Origin of the sequence: Cellulomonas algicola (genome assembly GCF_003851725.1) — a bacterium.
GTDB lineage: Bacteria > Actinomycetota > Actinomycetes > Actinomycetales > Cellulomonadaceae > Cellulomonas > Cellulomonas algicola.
In genome coordinates this window covers 1-11,938 of the sequence record NZ_BHYL01000073.1, presented here as the reverse complement: position 1 = coordinate 11,938, position 11,938 = coordinate 1, and the positions used below count along the sequence as shown (strand labels likewise).

Annotated in this window: 12 protein-coding genes; 8 read left to right on the top strand and 4 right to left on the bottom strand. The window is 72.3% G+C overall.

Annotation, left to right across the window (positions count from 1 at the left end; translation table 11 throughout):
- Positions 1-41: 41 nt before the first annotated feature.
- Both CTKZ_RS05825 and CTKZ_RS05820 read right to left on the bottom strand, forming a co-directional pair.
- Positions 42-749 carry a redox-sensing transcriptional repressor Rex gene (locus CTKZ_RS05825; RefSeq protein ID WP_124342066.1) on the bottom strand — a complete coding sequence of 236 codons (708 nt, stop codon included), beginning with the start codon at positions 747-749 and terminating at the stop codon, positions 42-44.
- A gap of 51 nt (positions 750-800) precedes the next feature.
- On the bottom strand, positions 801-1,076 hold the full coding sequence (locus CTKZ_RS05820) for a glutaredoxin family protein (RefSeq protein ID WP_235843362.1): 276 nt from the start codon (positions 1,074-1,076) through the stop codon (positions 801-803).
- 237 nt (positions 1,077-1,313) lie between these two features.
- Here CTKZ_RS05820 and CTKZ_RS05815 point away from each other — a divergent pair, with 237 nt between their 5' ends.
- The 4 genes from CTKZ_RS05815 (at position 1,314) to CTKZ_RS05800 (ending at position 4,156) form a co-directional block, all read left to right on the top strand.
- Positions 1,314-2,201, top strand: a complete 888-nt coding sequence (locus CTKZ_RS05815) for an HAD family hydrolase (protein ID WP_124342065.1) — start codon at positions 1,314-1,316, stop codon at positions 2,199-2,201.
- A 66-nt stretch (positions 2,202-2,267) separates the two neighbouring features.
- The gene (locus tag CTKZ_RS05810; protein ID WP_235843361.1) at positions 2,268-2,792 is read left to right on the top strand and encodes a GNAT family N-acetyltransferase; all 525 of its coding nucleotides are present in this window, start codon (positions 2,268-2,270) and stop codon (positions 2,790-2,792) included.
- Between the two features lie 73 nt (positions 2,793-2,865).
- On the top strand, positions 2,866-3,300 hold the full coding sequence (locus tag CTKZ_RS05805; RefSeq protein WP_124342063.1) for a VOC family protein: 435 nt from the start codon (positions 2,866-2,868) through the stop codon (positions 3,298-3,300).
- Positions 3,301-3,382: 82 nt separating this feature from the next.
- Entirely contained in the window at positions 3,383-4,156 is a 774-nt protein-coding gene (locus tag CTKZ_RS05800; protein WP_124342062.1) for a DUF899 family protein, read from the top strand.
- A gap of 13 nt (positions 4,157-4,169) precedes the next feature.
- Here the strand turns inward: CTKZ_RS05800 and CTKZ_RS05795 are convergent, their stop codons facing one another.
- Positions 4,170-5,309 carry an arabinan endo-1,5-alpha-L-arabinosidase gene (locus CTKZ_RS05795; protein ID WP_235843360.1) on the bottom strand — a complete coding sequence of 380 codons (1,140 nt, stop codon included), beginning with the start codon at positions 5,307-5,309 and terminating at the stop codon, positions 4,170-4,172.
- A gap of 1 nt (position 5,310) precedes the next feature.
- Positions 5,311-6,819 carry an arabinosylfuranosidase ArfA gene (arfA, locus tag CTKZ_RS05790; protein WP_124342061.1) on the bottom strand — a complete coding sequence of 503 codons (1,509 nt, stop codon included), beginning with the start codon at positions 6,817-6,819 and terminating at the stop codon, positions 5,311-5,313.
- Between the two features lie 324 nt (positions 6,820-7,143).
- On the opposite strand from arfA, the gene CTKZ_RS05785 reads away from it, so the two are divergent.
- The 4 genes from CTKZ_RS05785 (at position 7,144) to CTKZ_RS05770 (ending at position 11,799) form a co-directional block, all read left to right on the top strand.
- A complete protein-coding gene (locus tag CTKZ_RS05785; protein ID WP_124342060.1) occupies positions 7,144-8,490 on the top strand; it encodes an ABC transporter substrate-binding protein in 1,347 nt (448 codons plus the stop codon).
- A gap of 77 nt (positions 8,491-8,567) precedes the next feature.
- Positions 8,568-9,539, top strand: coding sequence for a carbohydrate ABC transporter permease (locus CTKZ_RS05780; RefSeq protein ID WP_124342059.1), 972 nt, complete (start codon positions 8,568-8,570; stop codon positions 9,537-9,539).
- 16 nt (positions 9,540-9,555) lie between these two features.
- Positions 9,556-10,464, top strand: a complete 909-nt coding sequence (locus tag CTKZ_RS05775) for a carbohydrate ABC transporter permease (RefSeq protein ID WP_124342058.1) — start codon at positions 9,556-9,558, stop codon at positions 10,462-10,464.
- Between the two features lie 3 nt (positions 10,465-10,467).
- Positions 10,468-11,799, top strand: a complete 1,332-nt coding sequence (locus CTKZ_RS05770; protein ID WP_124342057.1) for an arabinan endo-1,5-alpha-L-arabinosidase — start codon at positions 10,468-10,470, stop codon at positions 11,797-11,799.
- Positions 11,800-11,938: the final 139 nt, after the last annotated feature.

Here is an 11,938-nt window from a genome sequence, read left to right as displayed (position 1 = left end):
CCCGGGTGAGCGGGGCTCCGTCGTCCCTGCGGCCGAGCGGCTCACGCCTCCCAGGTCCCCGTGCGGCGCTGGTCGTGGAACGCGAGGATCTGCAGCTCGGAGGCCACGTCCACCGCGCGGACGTCCACGTGGGCCGGCACGTGCAGCGCCCGCGGTGCGAACGTCAGGATCCCGACCACACCGGCCTCGACCAGCGCGTCGCACACCGCCTGCGCACCCGCCGCCGGAGTCGCGATCACCCCGATCGACACCCCGTTCGTGCGGACCAGCGCGTGCAGGTCGTCGAACGGCTGCACCACCAGGCCTGCGACCGTGGTCCCCACGACGGCCGGGTCCGCGTCCACGAGCCCCACGACCGCGAAGCCCCGCTCCGCGAAGCCCGAGTAGTTCGCGAGCGCGTGGCCCAGGTTGCCGACGCCCACGATCACGACGCGCCGCTGCGTCGTCAGGCCCAGCACCACCTCGACCTGCTCCGACAGGTGCGCCACGTCGTAGCCCACCCCGCGCCTCCCGTACGAGCCCAGGAACGACAGGTCCTTGCGGAGCTGCGCCGACCCCACGCCCGCCCGCGACGCGAGCTCGTCCGACGACGTCAGCACCGCCCCCTCGGCCGCGAGCGCGTGCAGCGCGCGCAGGTAGCCAGGCAGCCGTGCGACCGTCGCGGGCGGCACCGTCCGCGCCCGTCCCCCGCCGGACGCCGCGGGCTCGCTCGCCGCGCGCGTCCGGGGTGCCGTGCCATGCGTGTCCACGTCGACTCCCGCAAGCCCCCGACCGACCGTCGGTCCGGCCGTCAGCACAGGTTAGGGCGTCGTGCGGGGACGGGAAAGGGCCCGCTCGAGGTGTCGCGCGTCGATCCGCCAGTAGCCCTGCGTCACGCCGTCCACCTGCACGACAGGGACGAGCTCGCCGAACTCCTCGACCAGGTCGCGACCCTCGGCGGCGCCGTCCGGGGCGTCGACGTCCACCTCGACCCAGCGCTCACCCGCCCGTGCGCAGACGTCGGCGACCACCGCGCGCGCGTCCTCGCACAGATGGCACCCCGCCCGCCCGAACAGCACGACCCTCGCGTCACCCACACCCCCACGCTAGGCGACCCGCCTGCCTCTCCCCTCTCGTCCCCAGCCCATCACCGAGTTCGTCGGCTCGTGACGAGTTCGTCAGCGTCGACCAGCGAACCGGGCACGAGCTGACGAACTCACGCGCTCGGACGTGGGGAAAGGGTGGGGCGGAGGGGGCCCCGGGTGGGTGCAGGTGCGGCCGGGAGGGCGTGGAGGGTGGGACACGAGTGGCGTGGGTCTCAGTAGAGTGGCGTGGTGCGTCCGGTCCGCGATCCCTCTCCCGCCGCGCGCGCGATCGCCGAGGCGGGCGTCGCCAAGGCTCCTGCGGACGTCCCGGTCGTCGCTGCCGAGCCGGGGTCGGACGAGGTCCGCACGGGCGCGTTCTTCGACGTCGACAACACGATCATCCGCGGCGCGTCGTCGTTCCACCTGGCCGTCGGCCTGTACCGGCGTGGGTTCTTCCGCAAGCGCGACATCGTGCGGTTCGGCGTGCACCAGGCCCGCTATCTCGCGTTCGGGGAGAACAAGCAGCAGATCGACGAGGTGCGCTCGCGCGCGCTCGAGATCATGCGCGGGCACTCGGTCGCGGAGGTGACGGCGATCGCCGAGGACGTCTACGACGAGGTCCTCTGCCTGCGCATCTACCCCGGCACGCAGCGGCTGCTCGACGACCACATCGCCGCCGGCCACGAGGTCTGGCTGGTGACCGCGACGCCGGTCGAGATCGGCGAGGTCATCGCGCGGCGCCTCGGCGTCACGGGCGCGCTCGGGACCGTCGCGGAGCACGACGACGGGTTCTACACCGGGCGGCTCGTCGGAGACCTGCTGCACGGGCAGGCGAAGGCCGACGCGGTGCGCGCGCTCGCCGAGCGGGACCGCATCGACCTCGGCGAGTCGTACGCGTACGGGGACTCGACCAACGACGTCGCGATCCTGTCCGAGGTCGGCCACCCGTGCGCGATCAACCCGGACCGTCGCCTGCGCCGGCACGCCGCGTCGGTCGGCTGGCCGGTGCGCGAGTTCCGCAGCAGCCGCGGCCGGACCGCGCGCCGCAGCATCAACGCCGCGAGCCTCGCGGGGCTCGCGTGGGCGCTCGGGCTGGTCGTCCGGGCCGTCCGCCGCTCGCTGCGCGGCGGCTCCTGACCGTTCGTCGGACCGGTCGTCGGACCGGGCGGGGTCACGACCGTCGGCGTCCTTATGCTGGCGCGCATGCCCGTGCGCCCCGCCACGACCGACGACGTCGACGCGCTCGCCGCGCTCGCGGCGGTCACCTTCCCGCTCGCCTGCCCGCCCGGCTCGACAGCCGCGGACCAGCAGGAGTTCATCGCGGCCGTGCTGTCGCCCGAGCGGTTCGCGGGCTACGTCGAGGACCCCGCGCGCGCGGTGCTCGTCGCGGACGAGGACGGGACGCTGACCGGGTACACGATGCTGGTCGAGGGCGAGCCGGCGGACGACGACGTCCGCACCGCGCTCACGGTCCGCCCCACGATCGAGCTGTCCAAGTGCTACGTCCACCCCGACCACCACGGCGCCGGGGTCGCGCACACCCTCATGGCCGCCTCGGTCGACGAGGGCCGACGCCGCGGGGCCGCGGGCATGTGGCTCGGCGTCAACCAGCAGAACGCCCGGGCGCGGGCGTTCTACGAGCGGTCCGGGTTCACGGTCGTCGGGACGAAGCACTTCACGGTCGGGTCGCGCGTCGAGGACGACTACGTCCTGGAGCGCGCGCTCTGATCACGGCTCACGCCGGCCGTCTGACGCCGCCGCACCCCGCGCCCTGACGGCGGCACGCCCCTAGCCTGGGGCGATGGCACAGGTCAGGCAGGTTCAGGTCACGTTCGACTGCGCCGAGCCGGAGCGGGTCGCCCGGTTCTGGTGCGAGGTGCTCGGGTACGTCGTCCCCCCGCCGCCCGCGGGCTTCGAGTCGTGGGACGCGTTCGTCGAGTCGCTGCCGCCCGAGCGCCGGGACTCGGCGTTCGCGGTCGTCGACCCGACGGGGGCCGGCCCTCGGCTGTTCTTCCAGAAGGTGCCCGAGGGCAAGGTCGTGAAGAACCGCGTGCACCTCGACGTGCGGGTGGGCACGGGCCTGGTCGGCGACGAGCGGGTCGCGGCGCTCGAGGCGGAGTGCGCGCGGCTCACGGCGCTCGGCGGGCAGAAGGTCCGGCTCATGCTCGCCGACGGCTTCGACGAGTCGTGCCTGGTGATGCAGGACGTCGAGGGCAACGAGTTCTGCCTCGACTGACCAGGATCGCGGGCGATGAGTTCGCGCGTGCTCGCCGGTCCTTCCTCGTGACGACCACCTCGCCCTCGCAACGGGAGACGCCATGACGAGCACGCAGGACACGACCACCGGGACGGGCCGCCCGCCCGTCGTCGACCTGGACACCTGGCAGGCCGCGCGGGACGCGCTGCTGGTGCGCGAGAAGGCGCACACGCACGCGGCCGACGCGCTCGCCGCGGAGCGTCGGCGGCTGCCGATGGTGGAGATCGACGGGACGGTCGAGGTCGTGGGCGCGGACGGCCCGGTGCCGTTCGTCGACCTGTTCCGGGGCCGCGACGAGCTGCTCGTCTACCAGCACATGTGGCACGACGGCGCCCCCGTCCAGGGCCAGTGCGAGGGCTGCACGGTCTCGGCGTGGGCGCTGCGCGACACGGTGTACCTGCGGGCACGCGGCGTCGCGTTCGCGGTGCTGACCGAGGGCCCGTGGGAGGAGGTCCCGCCGTTCCTCGACTTCATGGGCTACACGGAGCCGTGGTACTCGGTGCGCGGGGTCGCGTGGCCCGTCGGCGAGGACATGGGCCGGATCACGTGCTTCCTGCGCGACGGCGACCGCGTGTTCCTCACGTACACGACGACGGGCCGCGGCACCGAGGTCGCGAACCCCGCGTTCGCGCTGCTCGACCTGACGCCGTACGGGCGTCGCGAGGCCTGGCAGGACACGCCCGACGGCTGGCCCGAGGGGAACGGGCCGTGCTGGTACTGGCGGACGACGGCCGACGGCCGGCAGGACTGGGACGCGAGCCGGCCGACCCCGCAGTGGACGCGCCCGGGCGCGACGCCCGTGACGTCCCTGGGGCGGCACACCCACCACCACTGACGTCGCGGGGCTCTCAGCCCGCGTGCGCCGCGTCCTGCTCCGCGTCCTGCTCCGTGCGGGTCGTCGCGACGGGCCAGCCCTCGTCGTCCCAGGCGAGCTCGCGCAGGCCGAGCGTGATCTCGCCGCCCGCGGCCGCGTCGTACCAGTGGAACGCGAGCACGCCCCGGGAGACGGACTGGCCGCCGGGGCCGACCATGTCTCCCGTCGTCGCGAGCAGCGGCGCGCCGCCGTCGTCGACGAGATCGGTGCCGTCCCGGTCGACGTACGGCCCGGTCACCGCGCGCGATCGCCCGACCGCCATGTGGTACGTCGAGTCGCTGCCGCGGCAGCAGAAGTCGCGCGAGAAGAACAGGTAGTACCAACCCTCGCGGTGCACGAGGTACGGCGCCTCGATCGGGTTCGGCGCGCCCGTGCGGCTCGCGAGCGTCACGGGCTCGGCGTCACGGTCGACGGGCAGACCCGACGGGAAGGACAGCTCGACGAGCTGGATCCCGCCCCAGAACGACCCGAACGCCATCCAGCCGCGGCCGTCGTCGTCGACGAGCACGCCCGGGTCGATCGCGTTGTAGTCCGTCTCCCCCGGCGTCGACGCCCACACGAGCCCCTGGTCGACCCACGCGTAGTCCGGGTCGTCGGGGTCGAGCGTCGTGTTCGTCGTCAGGCCGATCGCGGAGCGGTTCGAGCCGAACGTCGACGCGGAGTAGTACAGGTACCAGGTGCCGTCGTGCTCGAGGACCTCGGGCGCCCAGAAGTTCTGCACGCCCGGCACGGTCTCGTAGGCCCAGCCGGGCCGGGTCGACGCGTCCCAGACGGTCCCGACGTCCTCCCAGGTGCGGCCCTCGTCGACGGACCGCCGGATCTGCGGGGCGCCGAGCCCCTGCCGCACGTCGCCGGTGCTGAAGACGTACCAGGGCTCGCCCTCGTCGCCGACGACGAGCGCCGGGTCGTGCGCGCGCACGTCGCCCGACGGCTCGAGGTCGGTGGCGGCGACGGTCGCGTCGGGCCACAGCCACCACGCGAGACCGCCCCCGACGAGCAGCGCACCCACCACGAGCACGGCGACGAGCCCGCGGCTGCGTCGCCACCCGCCCGTGCCCGCGGGAGCGGCAGCGGGCACGGGCGGTGCGGCGGACGAGGGACCGGTGCCGGTCACGTCAGGCGCCGAGGCGCACGACGTTCCACGACACGGGCGGCACCTGCACGACCAGGCGCCCGTCGCGGATCTCGGCGGTCGTGTTGGCGCGCGGTGCGACGGAGGTGTCGTCGTCGGCGGTCGCGGCCCACGTGTGGTCGGGGTTCGACAGCGTGGACGCGTCGAGCACGCGCAGGCCCGGCAGCGAGCGCGCGTCGACCTCGAGCAGCGCGGGCTCGGTGAGCGACCGGTTGACGGCGAACAGCGTGGTCGCGCCGGTCTCGGGGTCGCGCGTGGCGACGGCGTCGACGAGCGCGGCGTCGCCGTAGCGGGCGGTCTCGTACGTCGGGGCCTCGATCGCGACCTGGAGCACGTCGCCCGCGGCGTACCGGGACGCCTGCGCGAAGGGGTGGAAGATCGTCTGCTTCCAGGACCGGCCGCCGGGCTCGGTCATGATCGGCGCGATGACGTTGACGAGCTGCGCGAGCGAGGCCGCGTGCACGCGGTCGGTGTGCCGCAGCAGCGAGATCAGCAGGTTCCCGACGACGACCGCGTCGGCGACGTTGTAGCGGTCCTCGAGCAGGACGGGCGCGACGGGCCAGTCGTCGCCGGTCGGGGGCTTGGACTCAGCGCGCTTCTGGTACCAGACGTTCCACTCGTCGAACGAGATGTGGATCCGCTTGGACACCTTCTTGTGCGCGCGGACGGCGTCGGCGGTCGCGGTGACGGACTCGACGAAGTGGTCCATGTCAGTGGCGGACGCGAGGAACGAGCCGAGGTCGCCGTCCTCCTCCCAGTAGTACGCGTGGGCGGAGACGTAGTCGACCTGCTCGTACGCCTCGGCGAGCACGATGCGCTCCCACTCGCCGAAGGTCGGCATGACGACACCCGACGAGCCGCACGCGACGAGCTCGAGCGTGGGGTCGACCATCTTCATGGCGCGGCCCGTCTCGGCGGCGAGGCGCCCGTACTCGTGCGCGGTCTTGGACCCGATCTGCCAGGGCCCGTCCATCTCGTTGCCGAGGCACCACATCTTCACCTCGTACGGGTCCACCGCGCCGTTGGCCCGGCGCTGGTCCGCCCAGTACGTCGGGGCGGTCCCGTTGCAGTAGTCGAGCAGGTCGAGCGCCTCCTGCACGCCGCGCGTGCCGAGGTTGACGGCCATCATCGGCTCGACCTCGGCGAGCGCGGCCCACCGCATGAACTCGTCGACGCCGACCGTGTTGGGCTCGAGCGAGTGCCAGGCCAGGTCGAGCCGCGCGGGACGCTGCTCGACGGGGCCGACGCCGTCCTCCCAGCGGTATCCGGAGACGAAGTTGCCGCCCGGGTAGCGCACGGTCGAGACGCCGAGCTCGCGCGTGAGCTCGAGGACGTCCTTGCGGAAGCCGTCGGCGTCGGCGGTGGGGTGCGCGGGGTCGTGGATGCCCGTGTAGACGCAGCGGCCCAGGTGCTCGACGAACGACCCGAAGGTGCGCCGGCGGACGGGACCGACGGTGAAGGCCGGGTCGAGGGTGAGACGGACGGGGAACATGCGAGCTCCTGTGGTCGACTGTTCTACATCGTTGTAGACGGCAGTGTGCACGCGGCCCCCACGGGTCGTCAAACAGCTGCCCGCACCGCCGGCCGGCCGCCTCCGCCGACCGTTACCCGTTCGTGGCTTGACCGACCGACGAGGTTCGTGCCATGTTGTGCAACGTTGTAGATCAACGTTGTACGAGACGACGTCGATCCAAGCAGACAGAGGTCAACGACGACCACGACGGACCGCAGCCGCTCCGGCGCCCCGCCCACCGGCGGACGCGGTCCCGACGACGGCAACGACCTCACCGATCCTCGGGAAACGGGAGGCAGGCAGATGACCACCAGGAGGAAGCTCCTCGCCGCGGCGGCGTTCGCCGTGGCCGGGACCCTCGCGCTGACGGCGTGCAGCGGGGGCGGCGACGCCAGCGGTGACGGCGGCGACAAGACCATCACGTTCATGTTCCGTGGGGGCCCGGACGAGAAGGCCGCCTACGAGGCCGCCATCGCGAAGTACACCGAGGACACCGGCACCAAGGTCAAGGTCATCGTCACCGACGCCGACCAGTACGCGACCAAGCTGCAGGCCGCCGTCGCCGGCAACAACGTGCCGGACGTCTTCTACATCGAGCAGGCCAGCCTGCAGTCCTACGTCGCCTCCGGCGTCCTCCTCGACATCACCGACCAGGTGGAGAACAGCGACGTCGACCTCTCGAACATCTGGGAGTACGGCGTCAACTCCTACCGCTTCGACGGCGAGGTCCAGGGCACGCCCGACGGCGCGCTGTACGGCCTGCCGAAGGACGTCGGCCCGTTCTCGTTCGGCTACAACAAGACGATGCTCGAGGCGGCCGGCATCCCGCTGCCCGACAAGGACACGCCCCTCACCTGGGACGAGTTCGTCGCGATCAGCAAGCAGCTCACGGTCGACAAGAACGGCGACGGCACCCTCGACCAGTGGGGCACCGGCCTCAACGTGCAGTGGAACCTGCAGTCGATGGTCTGGAGCAACGGCGGCGACTGGACGAACGAGGACCACACCAAGGTCACCGTCGACACCCCCGAGTTCGCCGAGGCGCTGCAGAAGTTCGCGGACCTCACCAACGTCGAGAAGGTCACGCCGTCGGCGTCCGACGCCGCCACGCTGGACACCTACCAGCGCTGGATGGCGGGCGAGATCGGCTTCTTCCCGGTCGGCCCGTGGGACGTCTCGGTCTACAACGACCTCGACTTCGACTACGACCTCATCCCCTGGCCGACCGTCGGTGACGGCGGCACGGCGACGTGGCTCGGCTCGCTCGGCATCGGCGTCTCCGCGACGTCGAAGCACCCGGACGACGCCGCGAAGCTCGTGACCTACCTGAGCGCCGACCCCGAGGCGCAGCAGACGCTGGTCGACGCGAACATCCAGATCCCCAACCTCATCGACGTCGCCCAGGAGTGGGCCGCCGAGGAGGGCGCCGAGCCCGCGAACCGCCAGGAGTTCCTGGACATCGCGCAGGACTACGGCCGTGCCATGCCCGCCGCGTTCACCTACGGCGCCGAGTGGTACGACGAGCTCTGGACGAACATCCAGCCCGTGCTCGACGGCAAGCAGACGGCCGCCGACTACCTGGCCGAGGTGCAGCCGAAGATGCAGACGCTCCTCGACGAGTCCATCGCGAACGCCGAGCAGGCCGGCTGATCCTGCCCCACCCGTCCCCGCCGCCCGACGCCGCTCCGCCGGGCGGCGGGGACCCCCGGAACGAGAAGGAGCCTGGGATGGCGCGCACCGCGACCGTCGAGACCCCGCCGAAGGCGCCCGGCACCGCCGCCGCCTCCCCCGCGCCCGCGGCGCGCACCAAGCGCGACATCCTGCGCCTGCACCGCACCGAGCACCGCTGGGCGGCCCTGTTCGTCGCCGCCCCGGTCCTCGGCTACCTGCTCTTCACGCTGTACCCCATCGGCTTCGCCGTGTACGCGTCGCTGACGAGCTGGAACGGCCTGGGCCCGATGCGGTTCGTCGGGCTGGAGAACTACGTCGACCTGATCTCCGACGAGTACTTCCACAAGGCGCTGTTCAACACGTTCTTCTACATGATCGGCATCCCGATCGGCCTCGCGCTGTCGCTGCTGCTGGCCCTCGCGCTCAACCGGAGGATCCCCGGCCGCACCGCGTTCCGGACCATCTACTACGTGCCCGTGATCTCGTCGCTCGCCGCGATCGCGATCGTGTGGCAGTTCGCCTACAACGGCGACTTCGGCCTCGTGAACCAGGTGCTCGCATGGTTCGGGATCCAGGGCCCGGACTGGCTGCAGAACACCGCCACCGTGAAGCCCGCGATCATCATCATGGCGATCTGGAAGGGCCTCGGGTACTCGACGCTGCTCTACCTGGCCGCGATCCAGTCGGTGCCCGCGTCGCTGCTGGAGGCGGCCGCCCTCGACGGCGCGAACGCCTTCCAGCGGTTCCGGTCGATCATCATGCCGATGGTCCGTCCCGTGACGTTCTTCCTCGTCGTCACGAACGTCATCGCCGGGTCGCAGATCTTCACCGAGATCAACATCATGACCCCCACGGGCGGCCCCGAGTTCAGCTCCGCGTCCGTCGTCTGGTACATCGTCCGCAAGGCGTTCAAGTACCAGCAGATGGGCTACGCGACGGCCATGTCGATCGTGCTGGGGATCCTCGTCCTCGTCATCACCCTCATCCAGTTCCGCCTCAACCGGCGCAACAGCTTCGCCATCGACTGAGGGCAGGAGACACGCCATGACTCAGACCACCCTGCCCCCGCTCGCGCGTCCCGCCGCCGCGAAGCCCGAGGGTCGCACCCCGACCTCCCGCACGCGCTCACGCCGCACCGCCGACGCGATCACGTTCGTCATCCTGGTCCTCGGCTCGGCCGCGATGCTCGCGCCGCTCGTCTGGATGCTCTCGACGTCGCTCAAGACGAAGGCCGAGGTCTTCGCGCTGCCGCCCGTCTGGATCCCCGACGCGCCGCAGTGGGACACGTACGTCCGGATGTGGACCGAGGCGCCCATCCTGTCGGGCTTCATGAACAGCCTGATCGTCGCCGGCACCGTGACCGTCGTCGGCTCGTTCACCTCCGCGCTCGCCGCGTTCGCGCTCGCGAAGCTGCGGCTGCCGTACAAGAACGCGATCTTCATCGGCCTGCTGTCGGGGCTGATGGTGCCCTACCCGACGATCATGATCCCGCAGTTCGTCATGTTCTCCCGGCTGCACTGGGTCGACACCCTGCTGCCGCTGATCGTGCCGCTGCTGTTCGGCAACATCATCATGATCTTCTTCCTGCGGCAGTACCTCGAGTCCGTCCCGAACTCGATGATCGAGGCCGCGAAGATCGACGGCGCGTCGTACCCGCAGATCTTCCGCATCATGATCCTGCCGATGATCCGGCCCGCGATCGCCGCCCAGTTCATCCTCTGGTTCATGACGATCTGGAACGACTACCTCGCGCCGATCCTCTACCTGAACACCCCCGAGCGGCAGACGCTGCAGGTCGTCATCGCCAACCTCAACGTCGAGTTCGCCACGCAGCGGGACTACCCGCTGATCATGGCGGCGTCGTTCGTGGCGCTGCTGCCGATCCTGATCGTGTTCCTCATCTTCCAGCGGCAGATCATCGAGTCCGTCGCCCTCACCGGCACGAAGGGCTGACCCGTGACGCTCCTGGAGCCGGGCGTGGACCCGGCCACCCTCGACACCAGCGCGTGGGGCGGTCGGCACGCGCACGACCCGACCGCCGTCCGCGACGACGACGGCACGTACTGGCTGTTCTCGACCGACGCGTTCAGCGAGGGCCCCGTCCGGGCCGGCGTGCAGGTGCGGCGGTCGACCGACCTCGTGACCTGGCAGTTCCACGGCTGGGCGCTGCCCGGCGTGCCGTCCGACGGTGCGGCCTGGACCGGCGCCGAGGGCCTGTGGGCGCCCGAGGTCGTGCGGGTCGGCGACGAGTGGCGCATGTACTGGTCGGCGTCGACGTTCGGGTCCCGGACGTCGGCGATCGGGCTGGCCGTCGCGCCGCACCCGTCCGGACCGTGGGAGGACCGCGGGCTGGTCGTCACGTCGCGGCACGACGCCGACGGGCCCAACGCGATCGACGCGAACGTCGTCGTCGACGACGACCGGCACTGGCTGGTCTACGGGTCGTTCTTCGGTGGCATCCACGTCCTCGAGCTCGACCCGGCGACGGGCGGGGCGCTGGACTCCCCCGGGCCGGGGCAGCCCGCCTGGGGCCCCGGCTGGCTCGTGGCGCGCCGTCCGCGGTCCGTCGAGGGGGCGATCGAGGGCGCGTTCGTCCTCCCCCGCCCCGGCGGCGGCTGGGCGCTCGTCGTCTCCTACGACTCGCTGTTCTCGACGTACCACGTCCGCGTCGGCGTCTCGGCGTCCGTGACCGGACCGTACGTCGACCGCGCCGGGCGCGACCTGCGCGACCTCGACGCCGACCCGGCGACCGTCGGCACGCCCGTGCTCGCCGGTCACCGGTTCGCCGGCGGTCGCACCTGGCTCGCGCCCGGGCACGCGTCCGTGCTCACCGACGGCGACGTCCAGCTGCTCGTGCACCACGTCCGCGACGGCGACGACCCGACGCAGCACGAGGTGCAGGTCCGGCGGCTCGTGTGGACCGACGACGGGTGGCCGCTCGTCTCGCCGCAGCCGTGGGCCGGTCCCACCGAGTCGACCGACGAGTCCGCGTGGCCGTCCGACGTCGCCGACCTGGTCGGCACCTGGGAGGTCGTGACGTTCGAGCAGACCGCGACGAGCGGCGTGACCGCGTCGCACGTCGTCGAGGTCACGGCCGCCGGGCTCGCGGGTGTCCGGGCGCTCGGCTCGGGCCGGTTCGTCGGCGCCTGGTTGCCCGCCGGGCCCGAGCGCGCCCCGCTGCACGCCGTGGTGTTCCCCTCCTGGGACGCCGTCCGCGACCGGGCCGCGCTGTCGTTCACGGCGACCGACGACACCGGCCGCACGGTGTTCGGGACGCGGACGGCATGATGACCGCCGTGCCCGTCGACGACCGCGACGCCGAGGCCCGCCGCGCGCTCACCGCGCGTCCGCGGGGCGACGACGCGCGCACGACCGGCACGGCCGCCGACCCCGTCGACCCCGCGGGGCGCTCCGCGGGGTCGACGGA

What these genes read in the sequence shown, in the direction of transcription:
- CTKZ_RS05805 (WP_124342063.1), top strand. Translation starts at nt 2,866, where the DNA reads ATGGCACAGGTCAGGCAGGTTCAGGTCACGTTCGACTGCGCCGAGCCG.
- CTKZ_RS05785 (WP_124342060.1), top strand. Translation starts at nt 7,144, where the DNA reads ATGACCACCAGGAGGAAGCTCCTCGCCGCGGCGGCGTTCGCCGTGGCC.
- CTKZ_RS05810 (WP_235843361.1), top strand. Translation starts at nt 2,268, where the DNA reads ATGCCCGTGCGCCCCGCCACGACCGACGACGTCGACGCGCTCGCCGCG.
- CTKZ_RS05800 (WP_124342062.1), top strand. Translation starts at nt 3,383, where the DNA reads ATGACGAGCACGCAGGACACGACCACCGGGACGGGCCGCCCGCCCGTC.
- arfA (WP_124342061.1), bottom strand. Translation starts at nt 6,819, where the DNA reads ATGTTCCCCGTCCGTCTCACCCTCGACCCGGCCTTCACCGTCGGTCCC.
- CTKZ_RS05780 (WP_124342059.1), top strand. Translation starts at nt 8,568, where the DNA reads ATGGCGCGCACCGCGACCGTCGAGACCCCGCCGAAGGCGCCCGGCACC.
- CTKZ_RS05775 (WP_124342058.1), top strand. Translation starts at nt 9,556, where the DNA reads ATGACTCAGACCACCCTGCCCCCGCTCGCGCGTCCCGCCGCCGCGAAG.